14 protein-coding genes are annotated in these 12481 nt (G+C 41.1%); 1 reads left to right on the top strand and 13 read right to left on the bottom strand.

Annotated elements, in window-relative coordinates:
* Positions 1-85: 85 nt before the first annotated feature.
* Together P3L37_RS21240 and P3L37_RS21235 are read right to left on the bottom strand one after the other, a co-directional pair.
* Positions 86-838: a hypothetical protein gene (locus P3L37_RS21240; protein ID WP_140172768.1), complete on the bottom strand. Its 753-nt coding sequence runs from the start codon at positions 836-838 to the stop codon at positions 86-88.
* A gap of 232 nt (positions 839-1070) precedes the next feature.
* Entirely contained in the window at positions 1071-1448 is a 378-nt protein-coding gene (locus P3L37_RS21235) for a relaxosome protein TraM (protein ID WP_140172769.1), read from the bottom strand.
* 473 nt (positions 1449-1921) lie between these two features.
* Between P3L37_RS21235 and P3L37_RS21230 the strand changes: the two genes are divergently transcribed.
* Positions 1922-2368, top strand: a complete 447-nt coding sequence (locus P3L37_RS21230) for a transglycosylase SLT domain-containing protein (protein ID WP_140172770.1) — start codon at positions 1922-1924, stop codon at positions 2366-2368.
* Positions 2369-2475: 107 nt separating this feature from the next.
* Here P3L37_RS21230 and P3L37_RS21225 read toward each other — a convergent pair whose 3' ends face one another.
* From P3L37_RS21225 to umuC, 11 genes are all read right to left on the bottom strand, one after another.
* Entirely contained in the window at positions 2476-3342 is an 867-nt protein-coding gene (locus tag P3L37_RS21225) for an LPD29 domain-containing protein (RefSeq protein WP_140172771.1), read from the bottom strand.
* Between the two features lie 76 nt (positions 3343-3418).
* Positions 3419-3898 carry an antirestriction protein gene (locus P3L37_RS21220; protein WP_140172772.1) on the bottom strand — a complete coding sequence of 160 codons (480 nt, stop codon included), beginning with the start codon at positions 3896-3898 and terminating at the stop codon, positions 3419-3421.
* Positions 3899-4361: 463 nt separating this feature from the next.
* Entirely contained in the window at positions 4362-5168 is an 807-nt protein-coding gene (locus tag P3L37_RS21215; protein ID WP_257468653.1) for an N-6 DNA methylase, read from the bottom strand.
* Between the two features lie 44 nt (positions 5169-5212).
* Positions 5213-5455 carry a hypothetical protein gene (locus tag P3L37_RS21210; RefSeq protein ID WP_140172773.1) on the bottom strand — a complete coding sequence of 81 codons (243 nt, stop codon included), beginning with the start codon at positions 5453-5455 and terminating at the stop codon, positions 5213-5215.
* A 90-nt stretch (positions 5456-5545) separates the two neighbouring features.
* Positions 5546-5884: a hypothetical protein gene (locus P3L37_RS21205; protein ID WP_140172774.1), complete on the bottom strand. Its 339-nt coding sequence runs from the start codon at positions 5882-5884 to the stop codon at positions 5546-5548.
* A 96-nt stretch (positions 5885-5980) separates the two neighbouring features.
* Positions 5981-6232: a hypothetical protein gene (locus P3L37_RS21200; RefSeq protein ID WP_140172775.1), complete on the bottom strand. Its 252-nt coding sequence runs from the start codon at positions 6230-6232 to the stop codon at positions 5981-5983.
* A 938-nt stretch (positions 6233-7170) separates the two neighbouring features.
* Complete coding sequence (locus tag P3L37_RS21195; protein WP_140172776.1) at positions 7171-7437, bottom strand: hypothetical protein; 267 nt, start codon at positions 7435-7437, stop codon at positions 7171-7173.
* Positions 7438-7450: 13 nt separating this feature from the next.
* On the bottom strand, positions 7451-8173 hold the full coding sequence (locus tag P3L37_RS21190) for a plasmid SOS inhibition protein A (RefSeq protein WP_140172777.1): 723 nt from the start codon (positions 8171-8173) through the stop codon (positions 7451-7453).
* A gap of 41 nt (positions 8174-8214) precedes the next feature.
* Positions 8215-10215, bottom strand: coding sequence for a ParB/RepB/Spo0J family partition protein (locus P3L37_RS21185; protein ID WP_140172778.1), 2001 nt, complete (start codon positions 10213-10215; stop codon positions 8215-8217).
* A 64-nt stretch (positions 10216-10279) separates the two neighbouring features.
* A complete protein-coding gene (locus P3L37_RS21180; protein WP_140172779.1) occupies positions 10280-10570 on the bottom strand; it encodes a hypothetical protein in 291 nt (96 codons plus the stop codon).
* 673 nt (positions 10571-11243) lie between these two features.
* Positions 11244-12425 carry a translesion error-prone DNA polymerase V subunit UmuC gene (gene umuC, locus P3L37_RS21175; protein WP_140172781.1) on the bottom strand — a complete coding sequence of 394 codons (1182 nt, stop codon included), beginning with the start codon at positions 12423-12425 and terminating at the stop codon, positions 11244-11246.
* Between the last annotated feature and the right edge of the window lie 56 nt (positions 12426-12481).

Raw genomic sequence — 12481 nt, 5'->3', positions numbered from 1 at the left:
ATTGTGATGATATTCACAAAAACACCCCTAAAAAGCATATAAAACCATAAATAATTAAAAATAAAATATTTAAATCTAACTTTTTCTATATTAAAATCTTTCCATCTTCACTTAAGCGAAAATTAATAAGTTCTACCGTATTTTTATCAATATAATTACACCATCCATATTTCCTGGCTATTGCTCGCAAATTTTTTTGATTTAAAACTCCTGAATTGGTGTAATATTTATTTAATGAGTTTTCAACTTGTTTTTTATTTAAATGGCTAAACTCGGCAATCCATCTAATAGACTTTCCTGTTAAAAAAAGCCAAATAATATGCCAAGATATTCTCTCTTCTTTCTTTGTTTCATTATTCACAGTTAAAGAAACAGGATTAATATTATTATAATTGTCAATTGGGAAACCATCATCAACAAAAAAACCATCAGCAATATTAATTGTGTTAAAAATAGTTTCATGGCTAAAGAAATCACTAAACTTGCTGAAAGTTGTTATTGTGTAGTTTTTATCATTAAATGATATACATTTAATATGAACATAAAAAAGATAATAAAATTCAGATTTAAGCTTATAGGCGAAAAAAAGTGATTTGCTGTTTTTGTTAGTGATCACTTGTTTCTCCAAAGCCTCTAATTTTTTTAATTTGGGAAAGTTTTTCAAAAGAAGAGGTGATTTTGATGGAATATTAACCATCTGACAGAAATCATCACTGACATGAGTGATATCATGTTGGCTATTACGGATATAAAAGAGACGTTTATCATTAAATTGATAAATGATATCAAAAATCACTTGAGATCCACATTGCGGATCAATATTATTGAAGGTAGTCATTTAACCGTCCTTAACTGTGGGGTTATTTGATTAGCCCAATAATCGAGCTGTAACTCGATTATTGGGTGATTCTATTTATTCTAAATATACCATGTTAGTAATAATTAAATCAATTAATATATTTTTATTTTAATAAAAATATATCCTATTTTACTCGCTATTTGATTAGATTCACGTAATGTAAATAAGCTATTTTAAGTTATCCTTATATTCGCTCTTACATTACCATTTTTTAATTGCTATCAGGAAAATACTCATCTAATATTGATTGAGTTCTGTTTTTAAAATCTTCAATATATTCTCGATAGTTATATCGATTATCATTTTTTATTTCTTCTAAATCAAACATCATTTTGAATAAAATTTGAATACATTGACGTGATTTAGTCACCTCTTCCAATAATTGTTTTTTATAACGCTCCTCTAAAGATAAACCATCATCCCCTTCTTTGTCTTTTTCTAAGTTCTCAACAACGCGCAATCCAATATCCAGTAATTCAGAGCCAACACTGGAAATGTTTGCATCAGCACCATCGTTTTTTCGTTTATCCACAATATTACGAATTCCATCTAACGTTTTTTGCTTCATATATATATGTTGACGTGGCATTCTTTTATTTCCTTAGTTTTTACTAGCCTCTATTTGTGGGCTACGGTCAATTAACACACAGCCCACAAATAGCCCACCAAATACAATCATGAAAAATAAATGACATATAAACAGTATATTACAATAGACCACCATTAGCCCACTAATTTTAGTGAAAAATTGTATATATTTGATATTATTAGCAATACACACAGAGTGCATCTATTTAGCCCACATATAGACGCTATTGGTGGGCTAGTAATGGGCTTAACACTAAGATTTTTAAAATTTTCACCGCTTTATTTTTAATTAACACCCTGATTTAATGATAAATTCTTGCAAAATGAAATTTTGCGTGGGGTGTGATGTCTTTCTTTCAGAGGAGCGTATTTATTGCTCCTCCTTTCTTTTGGCTTGCATTTAAATGGTGCTTTATTTTTTAATTAAAATGGGCGATTCTGAGTTAAGCGTATTTATTATTTTATGGGGTTTATATGCGAATGATCTGTATTCTCATTGCGTTAATTTTCTCACCTTTTTCATTTTCGTTTGATTGCTATGATAAAGCAGGAAAAGATTATCAAATTGACCCTGATTTATTACGCGCGGTTGCCTTTCGTGAAAGTTCATTCCAACCGAATGCAATTAATCAAGCATCATCGACACGATACGCGATTGGATTAATGCAAATTCATTCACAAAATTTTAATGAATTAGCCCAGTATGGCATTACAGAAAATCATTTAAGGCAAGACCCATGCATGAATATTTATACGGGTGCATTTTATCTCGCGAAATTTATTCGCATACAAGGGGATATTTGGAAAGGTGTGGGGGCTTATAATGCAGGGTTAAAAAAATCCGAGGCTCAAGAACAAAAAAGAAATCAATATGCGCTTGAGGTCTATCACATTTATCTTAACATTAAAAAAAATAACTAAACTTACTCCTTTTACTTTCTATTTTTAACGCTATAATCACGTTTAATATTAAGTAATGCATGTGGTTTAGTATTAAAACGAGAAACGCGCCTTTAGGCGCGCTTTCTTTAATAACTGTTTTTTCTTAATACTCGACCAATTTCTCCACCTATCCCATCATTCCCAATAATTTGTTCTCGTCCTATTTTGTATAATATTCCTTGATGATAATTTTCAACCGTCATTAGCGCGGTATCAAACTCATAAGACTCGCCATATTTATCAATCAATGATTTGATAGCCAATGCGATTATTTCATCACTGTAATCCCGATGTGTAAAAACATAATCAGCACCACCATAAACTACGTTAAAAGGTGATGTTTCACTATAATGATAATCGGTATAACTATCAAAACGCGATGTTTCATATTTATTGATTATAGATTCGACTTCCTCCACTGTCGGACCATCTGTCCAATTTACATGATAAGAACTGTAATACTGTTTACGTACTGAAAATTTTGTTTTTGGAAAATGTTTTTTTAACTCAGCACGGATATTTTTACCGACTATTTTGACTTTCTTATCTGAATTAGAGGTTATCTGTGTTAAGTGTGAATATTCTGTGTTGTTTTTTTGGAATTCGACACCTTGTTTAAATTCATTTATCTTTCGTTCTTCTTCGGCTTTTTCTGCTTGTTCATGTGCCTCAGCTTTTTCAATTAATGATTTAATGGTTTCTTGTTCAACCGTTTCATTTTCAATTTTCCATTGTACGCCGTGGAAAATACTTTCCGGTAAACGATTTGATTTATTCCCATTAAAGAATACGATATCAAATTCCGCATTGCCCCCTGTGACCATAACATTATACATATTCTTTATACTTTGTGGTTTTTGCTCGCCATGAATATTAACAATAACCCCCTTGCCGAGATTATATAAATTAGTGTAAACCACTTGACCAACCGATAATAATGTTTGCTGTTCCATATTCATTTACCTTTTTCTGATTTATTGATTGATGGTGTTCAATTAAGCGCAAGCCTAAGACTTGCGCGTGATAGACTTAATCAATGGCGTTTAATATTTTGGTTTGTGATTCAGGGGATAATGTGAAAATAAAATCCCGTAATTGATGAAAATAAGCAGAAATACGCTCACAATCTTCGTGATGCTCTTTTTCATAGGTCACAAATGAAAAATGACTTAACATCATTAAAGTGACAATAATTCCTGCTTCTTGAGCACTTACATCGTCCATAAATCCATTCGGTGAAGTGAGCATATAGCCTTTTGTCGGTTGCAGATAAAAACCGCCATTCGACAACGTATAAAAATCCCAATAACCGCCGTTATAGGCTACGGCGTTCCGAGTCATCCAGTTATAGATTGCATTTTCAAAGGCAATACAGTACCGCCCTAATTTTGAAGGTAAAAATTTTAAACGAGCTTGAGCATTCTTCACCTCAATTGTCGTGATAACGATTTGGTCTTTTCCATTTCTTTCGTTAGATTCTTGAGCTGCAAGGTTTTGTTGTTGAGTCATTTTAGTGTCTCCTTTGGGTTAATGATTTCTTTCGTTGAGTTCCTTCGCTGCAAAGGCCGTACATAGTCGAAACGAGGAAGGAAGCAAGGGCGGAAGCAAAATTGTTGGAAAGCGCAGCGACAAGAATTTTGCTGGAGTGCACTTTACGCTTGCTGGATGACGAGTTGAGTCTATGTTTAAGCCCGAGCGGAGGGGCTTGGCGAAAGATTAACAACACAGTAGCTGAAAATGACACAACCCGACTTGCGGCGAGAGAATCGAACCGCAAGGCGTCCTTTGAGCTTAACAACGTTAAGCGGTTTATCAGGGGCAGCTCCCGCAGGGAGCTTGCATCCCTGTCCTTTGCGCCACGCGTCAGCGTAAAAAGGCGCAGGGGTTGACGTTGTCGGATTGAGCCTGGCTCGATGCCAGGATTAAGCCGATGCGCAAAAAAGGGGAATAAATCCCCTTGAAATAACGTGAATTAGGCTGTTAAAAAGGATTTAAAGCGAAATGAATTTAACATTAACATCGGGGTATATAGCGTTTGACGAACGTCCAGCGTTAAACTGTTACCAATATTCACAATGGCAGGGATTCCCAATAATGCCAATTGGACGTAGCACATTCGGGCGGCAACCTCATCAATATCGGTACACACTGCGATCATTTGCATTTGTGGGTTGTAACCTTGTTGTAACACAGAATTGGCACAGGCAATCACCATTCCGCCCGCCCCGCACGTTGGCTCGGACACGCTGATATAGCCATTTTTTTCAATTATAGTGCTGCAATCACCGATGATAAGATTTGCCATTAGCTGGCTGATATGAAATGGGGTAAAAAATTGCCCCCATGCCCCTTCGCCTAACTCAAGGGACATAAACACCGCCCCTAAAAAATCGGTGGCTTGCTGGTCTAAGGCATTAACACAAATTGCCATTAATTTGGCGAACACATCTAAATCGGCTCTTTCATAACGCGCAATCACGTTAAAGTAAGTTTGCTCCAACTCAGGACACTGTTTCACGCTGTTTTCTAATGAAATCGCGGCAACATGAATAAAATCCCGAAACACGTCTAAGCGACTGTGATAACGTGCCGTTTGATTAAACAATTGAATAAACTCGGTGTGAAAATCTCGCTTTGACTTGGTGCTAGTTGTTAGGGTTGCTTTTTCGACTGTTTTGTCTGTCTTTGTGTCTATCTTATTGGGTGAGCCTGAAATGATAGGACTGGGGGTTTTTACAGGTTGGCTTAAATCTACATCAAAAAAACTCAATTGTGACATATCGACGCTCCAAAACTGCCCCTGAAAAGGGGCAGTGAGTTAACTTAAATCCACGATTTACGCAGTTCCAAACAGCGCAAGAGTTGCCCCAAACAATGGTTATTCATTGCAGGGATGCGAACGGGCTGTTTGCGTTTAAGCTGTTTGTCGATATGTCGCGCCATTGCCCGATAGGTAGGCTCAATATCACTAATCGCGATATCGTGACGCATGACCCGACGTTTTGACGCAACGGGCATTTGGGGCTTTACAGGGTTGGCAGCGTATGCCATGATATTTGTATTCATCGGATTTACTCCTTTGATTGGGTGAATACCTTGAGTTCCTACGCTAAAGTCGCTCAAGGCACGGATTAAGCAGGCGCAAGCCTGCTTTTTTCATTGTTGCGCTAGTAATCCAGCACAACGCACACGCGAAATAATTTGCGCGTGAGATAACGTTGATACATCCCTAAACGTGAAATAGCGCCCGTCCACTTTGACAAAAATGTCAGTCACGTTCCCCAAAAACATCTCTTGCAATTTAAAGGACTCAGTATTGTTATTGCCTTGCCAATCCAACGGGGGCATAACGGATAATGCATCCATAAATTGCATTAAGGTGATTTCTGTCGGGGCAGTTTTAGCCGCTTGTTCACGTCCTATCCAATACATCATTTCCGCGCTTTGGGTTTCTTGGTAACTGTCTGTTTCGTACTGCTCTAATGCGTGATACATACTGTTTCTCCTTTTATGATTTAGTGGTTGGTTCAATATCGAACTGGCTCGATATTGAATAGCGCGTTACGATTTCGCGCTATTCAATAGGTCGCTTTAACGGTATTGGCGAACCTGTTTTTTAAACGGTTTAAGGTGGTTGGCGCTTTCAATTTCGCGGTAAGTTAAATCGGTGTTTTTTGTTCCATCGGTTAAGGCATATTGGTAATTCATGTTCATTTTTTCCGCGAATTTCGTTTTTTTCAGAAAAGTGAAGAATTCAGCAATGGAATTGAAGTGATAAACGTCATCCGTTTGCCCTGTCACATTTTTCTTATGGGTTTCCGCAATAAAAATTTGATAATTCATGTTGATACTCCTTGTTTTTGGCTTTTAACTCATCTTTCTGGAGGTTTTGGCGTGGCGGTGTTGACGTTTACCGATGGCCTCGTAGTTCTCTTTGAAAGTGTTAATTCATCTTACTGTCAGTTCAGTCGCGGCAAGGGCGATGAAGCCCTCAAGGGAAAGGTTTTGCAGGGGCGCAACGCGGCGAAGCGAACCCTTGCAAGTTCTTGAGCTTAAGGGCGTAATCAATAGCCCTAGCGAATGGGCTGATAGTAAGAAAATAACCGTCGGGTGAGGAGGCAATCGGCCGACACGCAACGCGTGGCGTCTTTAACGGCCGTGCGAAGCACGAAATGCCGTGCAGTTAGGTTTCGCTTGCTATCCGAAGGACAGAGACGCTTGCGGCTCTGCGGAAACCCATTCGTTTTACGAATGGCGTTGAAGTGTAGGCGACAGCTCGAAGAAGTCGAGCTGCCGTAGGAACCCATAAGGGGTTATTGTATTTTTTTGATAAATGAATTTTGATTTAAATTTTTGTCAAAAATCTTCATCTCATTGTTTTTACAAATAAAAATAACGATACGCAATCGCAACCTCAGTAAAATCTCATTTTTTTTAACAAACCCCACGGATCTCAAACGCAAAGACTAGCGGGTTATCCTCGTTTTTTGAGAGATAAAGGGCTGTTCGGGTTTACCCGAACAGCCCTTTATTGCTTTCGTTCTTCAACGGTTCATAAAGGTCGATGACACTCCCCACAATAGACAGTTTTCAGGGAGGTTAATCGCATACCATCCAACTGTGTACTGTTATCCGTCATCTCGCCATTAAAGGCATCATTAACACCCACCTGACCCGAAGTATTATGCAGCAGATAAAAAGGTGCCATTGTAATAACAATGAACACATTGTGTTTGTTTGCTTTTTAATTGCATCATCAACTCACTAATTGGCTCTCAACCTTAAAATAGCACAAGACTGGTTGCTAAAAACGCCCCTTTAACGTCCTGACTGACAGGATAATAATAGGTGGCATACCCTTCTCTAGGCACCGCCTTGTAATAGCCCACGTTGATATCTTCACAGGCTAACCACGTTTCGCGGTCACTCTGTGAAATTTCATTCGCGGCAATTGCTGAATTAACGACCGTTTCTTTTGTGTGCTCACCGCGCATCATTAGCACCAAACTGTCTTCAGTTTCGAGTAAAACCACATTCCATTCATTCATCGTCAACACCCTTTTAACCGATTAATTTATTGGGAATGGCATAATTATCCAGTAATTGCTCACCGTATGATCGGGTATCGATATCGTCATTGAAATCCAAGAGCGCCGACCACAACGGGGCAAAATCAAGGTATTTTCGCAAGTTTAAATTGTTAAATCGCGTCGTCCAGTTTACAAGCAATTCAATCAAATCATACTCTTCAATCCCATCATGATTAAACCGGTTGTACCACGATTTAAACTCACTGGGGGTAATAAAGGCTAACTCAATTTCAGCTTGAGCTAATCGATTTTGATACTGTTGCTGCGCTTTTATTTGGGCTTTTTGTCGGGCACGGCTCACAACTTGGACTTGAGACTGAATTTTACGCCCCTGCCGTTCACGGTCGCGGTAATCCAGCTCAGGAAAAAAATCTCGCACATGATGATCACATAACGGCAACGGACAAATATAACCACGAGACTGAATAAACGTATCAAGGGCGGCAAGATAGCGATTTTTTGACGGCATTTCACGTTTATCATCGAAAGATAACACCAATGTATAGTGCAAATCTTTTGCGGTTATTGACCCTTTATTCCCCGTAAAAATGCGAATTAACGCGCTCGCATAGGGAAATCGTTTTTGGTATTGCCCTTTTTGCATTTTATCTTCGACAAAAAGGATGGCTTTTGCAGCGGCATATTGACGGTCATTAAAAGGCACAAGGGCTAAATGGTTTGGAATAGTTGTCATGATTATTCACACTGCCCTTTCGGGCAGTGTCTCCATGTTGATTATTGCGCGTTATCGGTGTGGTGAGAGTCAGCGTTTGCATCGAGAAAACAGCTCGGCAACCAATGCGACTCTTTAAGGGTATTTTCAGCTAACTCAGCGGCATCCCCTTTTTTCATTTTGACGGCTTCAAGGGCTTTATCTGATGCGCCAGCCTCGGCTAAACAATCGCTGATTTGGTCTTTACTTATACGCCCAAAGAAGTTGGCTTTGGTTGGCTGCCACCACTGGCGAAAATCAAAAGCAATCACCTGTTCAATTGGACGCAAGGCTTTAGCTAACGTGTTATCGTGCGGAGCATGATGGTTCACTTCACTTAGGGTTTGCGCGGAACAAAATGCCAGTAATGCGACTAAATCCGCTTGCTCCCATGACAACAACCATGAAAAATCGGATTGCCACCCTTCGGGGAAACGGGCTGACCATGACTCAAATTGCGTATTGATTAATTGCAATGCTTCGCTGTCTTGGGCGGTCGGGGCATTTTTGAGTAACTCCTCCTGAGTACATGAAAACTTAATGTTAAACGCGGTTTTGGCATACCCTGAACCAAACACCTGAATGCACGCATCATGAACCAAAATCGCCAGTGCCACGTTCGGGTGCTGTGTTAATGCCGCTTGAACCGCTAAGGTGCGCTCTGAGGACAAACTTTTGCACAACGCTGCGCTGTAGGTAGAAACCGTCTCAACTAGAGTCGTTGATTGCTCACTCACACTTTCAGTTTCGCTTTCCACTTCACTGCACTGTGACTCTTGCTGTGCTAAGTCAATGACGCCACGGATGACACAGGGTTCTCCATCACGGTCAAGGTAGACCACTACGCCTTTTGTTGCTTTTCCATCGGCTGTCCACGCCTGATTTTTGGTACGATCTTTAATGTCTTCGATTTGCTTTTCGCAGTCTGCCACGGCTTGGCAAAGGTCAGCTTGTTCATTTTCATCATTCGTTTCCCATGATTGCTGACGTAAATCTGTTTCACGAGCACGCAATTCAGCCAGTAAATCCGCAAATTCAGGGGAAATGACCGCCTCGGGTGCATGACTAATAGACAAGGTTTCCCCGTCATTACCGTAAAAACTCGGACGCTCTAAACGTGCAATACCGAACTGCCAACCCTCAATATCCGCTAACAGTTCCGCACAGACAGTGAGTTTATCGAGTGCTAATTTTTCTAATAATGGGGCATTTTCAATAAATCCGGCTTCGGTAAAGAGGTCAATTTCAAGGGTTCCCCCTGCTTGCTCGTAGGCATCCAACCCAACAAACTTCACCAATCGATTATTTTCGACAGGGGTTTTGGTTTCTTCGACCGCTTCTCGTAAGTAACGTGGCTCTTTTTTCCAACCTATTGCATTGTTCCACACCATGACTTGGCGGTCATGGTCAGGGGTTCCGGCTAACGCTTGCAGCTGGTCTAGGGTGATATTGTCCGCATCCAATTCGGCTAATAGCTCGGGCGCCATGTTTGCTAAACGCAGACATTTTTTCACGTGGTGAGTGCTAAACCCTAATAAGTCACCGATTTCAGACGCATTTTTTCCTGTTTTTTGTAGCTCGATAAACGCATGAAGTTGGTCGGCTGGATGCATGGCTTCACGTTGGCTGTTCTCCGTCAGGGAAATAATCAGCGCATCGGACTCTGAAACCACTTTGACAGGCACAGGGAAACTCGACGCTAAATGCCCTTTTGTCACCAATTGTTGTAACGCCAGTAAACGACGTTGACCCGCTGCAACCCCGTAGACGTCATTGTCCATCGGGTAAACCACCAAGTTTTGTAACACCCCGACCGCTTGAATACTGTCTGCCAGTTCTGACAAGGCTTTTTCATCGACTGGGCGTTTACGGACATTGAGTTCACTCTGTACCAATACCGATAACGGCAATACATGCGCTTCCATGCTGTCCAACGCCTGATAAATTGCGTCGGCTTGTGCGGATTTTGTGCCTTTTTTCGCTTTACGTTGTTTCGGGTTAATGATAGTTTCTAATGTAGACATAATTGATACCTCTATTGTTTTTAATGTGTCTTTGCTAAGGGAGGCTCATGAACTCCCTTAGTACCTAAGAAGCCTGAATCAGTTCAGGACGCAGATAGAACATGTTGTTTAAATTGTCACTAAAGCCAATCGGATAGCCGTCTTTCATAAAAATACTGTTGGAATCGAACGCATCACTGTGCAGCGTGATTTCTTCGTCGTATAACTCCGGTGAAATACCCCCCTCGAATAACTCCAATAACCGTGTTAATGGCGCAATGTAATGCAATAAATCCGCTTTCTGCTCATGCGTCAGTGGGGTTTTAACCCTTCTTTCGTTAGATTCTGGAGCTGCAAGGTTTTGATGTGATGACATTTTTTAATCCTCCTTTGTATTAATGATTTCTTTCGTCGAGTTCCTCCGCTGCAAAGGCCGTACATAGCCGAGACGAGGAAGGAAGCAAGGGCGGAGACAAAATTGTTGGAAAGCGCAGCGACAAGAATTTTGGTGGAGTGCACTTTACGCTTGCTGTATGACGAGATGAGGCTATGTTTTAGGCCAAGCGGAGGGGCTCGATGAAAGATTAATCACACAGGTGATGAAAATGGCAGCACCCGACTTGCAGCGAGAGAAGCGAACGGCAAGTCGCCATTAACGCTTAGCGCAGCTAAGCAGTGAACCAGGGGCGGTCCCGCAGGGAGCTGCACCCCTGCCCTTTGCGCCACGTTGAAAACGGTAAAAGGCGCAGCGGTTGACCTTTCAAGCCGGTTGTCCCCATTTTCCACATTTGGCGAGCCAGTGAGCGCGCCCCAAACAGGCGCGAGAACGAGAGTGTACGGGGAACCTGCGCCAACTGTGTGTAAATGGGGTCAATCCGGCGTTCGGCTTAATACTGGCTCAACGCCAAAATAAAGCCGTTGCCCCAAAACTCAAAATGGGCGTATCCACAAAATCAGTGGATAACTTGAAATAGCCCTGTTAATAACAAGGATAATGGTTTGATTAATGAATGAATATCAGAGCTGTTTAAAAAAGCATCACTTGATGATTAGCATTTTACGATGGGAATATCCGACAATTGAGTTGTCCAGCGGGGTGATAGAAATTGCTGCTTCATTTTCCATAAAGCGGATTGCGATTGTATTCCCTGGCCTGCAAACCAGATAGCGCCTTTTCCTCGATTAATCCGGTCAATTGTCCGCATTAACTCACCACTTTTACGAAAACTATGGCCACTTTCAAACAAATTCAGTTGCACTTGCCCTGAAGGGGTAAACTCACTGAGCAATATCCCACTTTTACTGTATTTCACATTCGGAAGCCAAAGTCGGTCAAACAAAGCGACAGCCGCCTGAATAATCTCGCGCGTATCTTGGGTAGGATAAACCAAGGCTTGGGTTTCTTGTCGATAATAGTACGGGTCATGATGGGAAAAGTGGCTACTCTGTACCCACAATGTGACTAACCGACAATACTGTTTTTCTTCACGTAGTTTTTCTGCTGCACGTTCGGCAAATGCGCACACTGATTGGCGAACTAACTCGTAGTCCATGACTTTATGGCCAAACGAACGAGAGCAAATAATTTGTTGCTTGGCGGGTGCGATTTCTTCCAGCTGAAGACAGGACTCCCCGTTCAACTCTCGTACCGTTCGCTCTAAAACGACGGAATACAGTCTACGCGCCTGGGACGTTGGCAGCCGACTTAAATCCAAGGCAGTTTCTATCCCACTTTGATTTAAGCGTTTTGCCAGTTTACGGCCAATTCCCCAAACATCCCCTACTGGCACGAGTGCCATGAGTTTTTTCTGACGACTGGGCGCACTTAAATCGACAACTCCACCTGTTTTTTTCCATGTTTTGGCGGCGTGATTTGCGAGTTTAGCTAGCGTTTTGGTACTGGAAATCCCCACTCCTACAGGCAAGTGAGCACACCGGAATACATCCTCTTTTAATTTATGGCCAAGCTCATGCCAGGAATACAACGTATCCATGCCTGTCAGGTTACAAAAACATTCGTCAATACTGTAAACCTCAATTTGAGGCACAATTTGAGCGACTACCGCCATAAACCGGTTACTAAAATCGGCATAAAGCGGGTACAGTTGGCTAAGAATTCCCGCTAAAAATAGGCGAGTAAGTGAGCAACCATTCTGCCGCATGGGTTGCTGGCGTCTAACACCAGAAAAATCCCCCTGCCCAACCCGCTGTCTATTTTTTAAGGTGGGCATTCATCTACATGTCTAATTTTTTACCAATTTGATCGCTAAGATGTACTAATTTGATT

The sequence above is a fragment of the Providencia sp. PROV114 genome (assembly GCF_032704305.1).
GTDB classification, from domain to species: domain Bacteria; phylum Pseudomonadota; class Gammaproteobacteria; order Enterobacterales; family Enterobacteriaceae; genus Providencia; species Providencia rettgeri.
This window is presented reverse-complemented; position numbering and strand designations above follow the sequence as displayed.

Excerpts from the sequence above, each read along its gene's own strand:
- P3L37_RS21240 (WP_140172768.1), bottom strand. The coding sequence starts at position 838 with ATGACTACCTTCAATAATATTGATCCGCAATGTGGATCTCAAGTGATT.
- P3L37_RS21235 (WP_140172769.1), bottom strand. The coding sequence starts at position 1,448 with ATGCCACGTCAACATATATATATGAAGCAAAAAACGTTAGATGGAATT.
- P3L37_RS21230 (WP_140172770.1), top strand. The coding sequence starts at position 1,922 with ATGCGAATGATCTGTATTCTCATTGCGTTAATTTTCTCACCTTTTTCA.
- P3L37_RS21225 (WP_140172771.1), bottom strand. The coding sequence starts at position 3,342 with ATGGAACAGCAAACATTATTATCGGTTGGTCAAGTGGTTTACACTAAT.
- P3L37_RS21220 (WP_140172772.1), bottom strand. The coding sequence starts at position 3,898 with ATGACTCAACAACAAAACCTTGCAGCTCAAGAATCTAACGAAAGAAAT.
- P3L37_RS21215 (WP_257468653.1), bottom strand. The coding sequence starts at position 5,168 with ATGTCACAATTGAGTTTTTTTGATGTAGATTTAAGCCAACCTGTAAAA.
- P3L37_RS21210 (WP_140172773.1), bottom strand. The coding sequence starts at position 5,455 with ATGAATACAAATATCATGGCATACGCTGCCAACCCTGTAAAGCCCCAA.
- P3L37_RS21205 (WP_140172774.1), bottom strand. The coding sequence starts at position 5,884 with ATGTATCACGCATTAGAGCAGTACGAAACAGACAGTTACCAAGAAACC.
- P3L37_RS21200 (WP_140172775.1), bottom strand. The coding sequence starts at position 6,232 with ATGAATTATCAAATTTTTATTGCGGAAACCCATAAGAAAAATGTGACA.
- P3L37_RS21195 (WP_140172776.1), bottom strand. The coding sequence starts at position 7,437 with ATGAATGAATGGAATGTGGTTTTACTCGAAACTGAAGACAGTTTGGTG.
- P3L37_RS21190 (WP_140172777.1), bottom strand. The coding sequence starts at position 8,173 with ATGACAACTATTCCAAACCATTTAGCCCTTGTGCCTTTTAATGACCGT.
- P3L37_RS21185 (WP_140172778.1), bottom strand. The coding sequence starts at position 10,215 with ATGTCTACATTAGAAACTATCATTAACCCGAAACAACGTAAAGCGAAA.
- P3L37_RS21180 (WP_140172779.1), bottom strand. The coding sequence starts at position 10,570 with ATGTCATCACATCAAAACCTTGCAGCTCCAGAATCTAACGAAAGAAGG.
- umuC (WP_140172781.1), bottom strand. The coding sequence starts at position 12,425 with ATGCCCACCTTAAAAAATAGACAGCGGGTTGGGCAGGGGGATTTTTCT.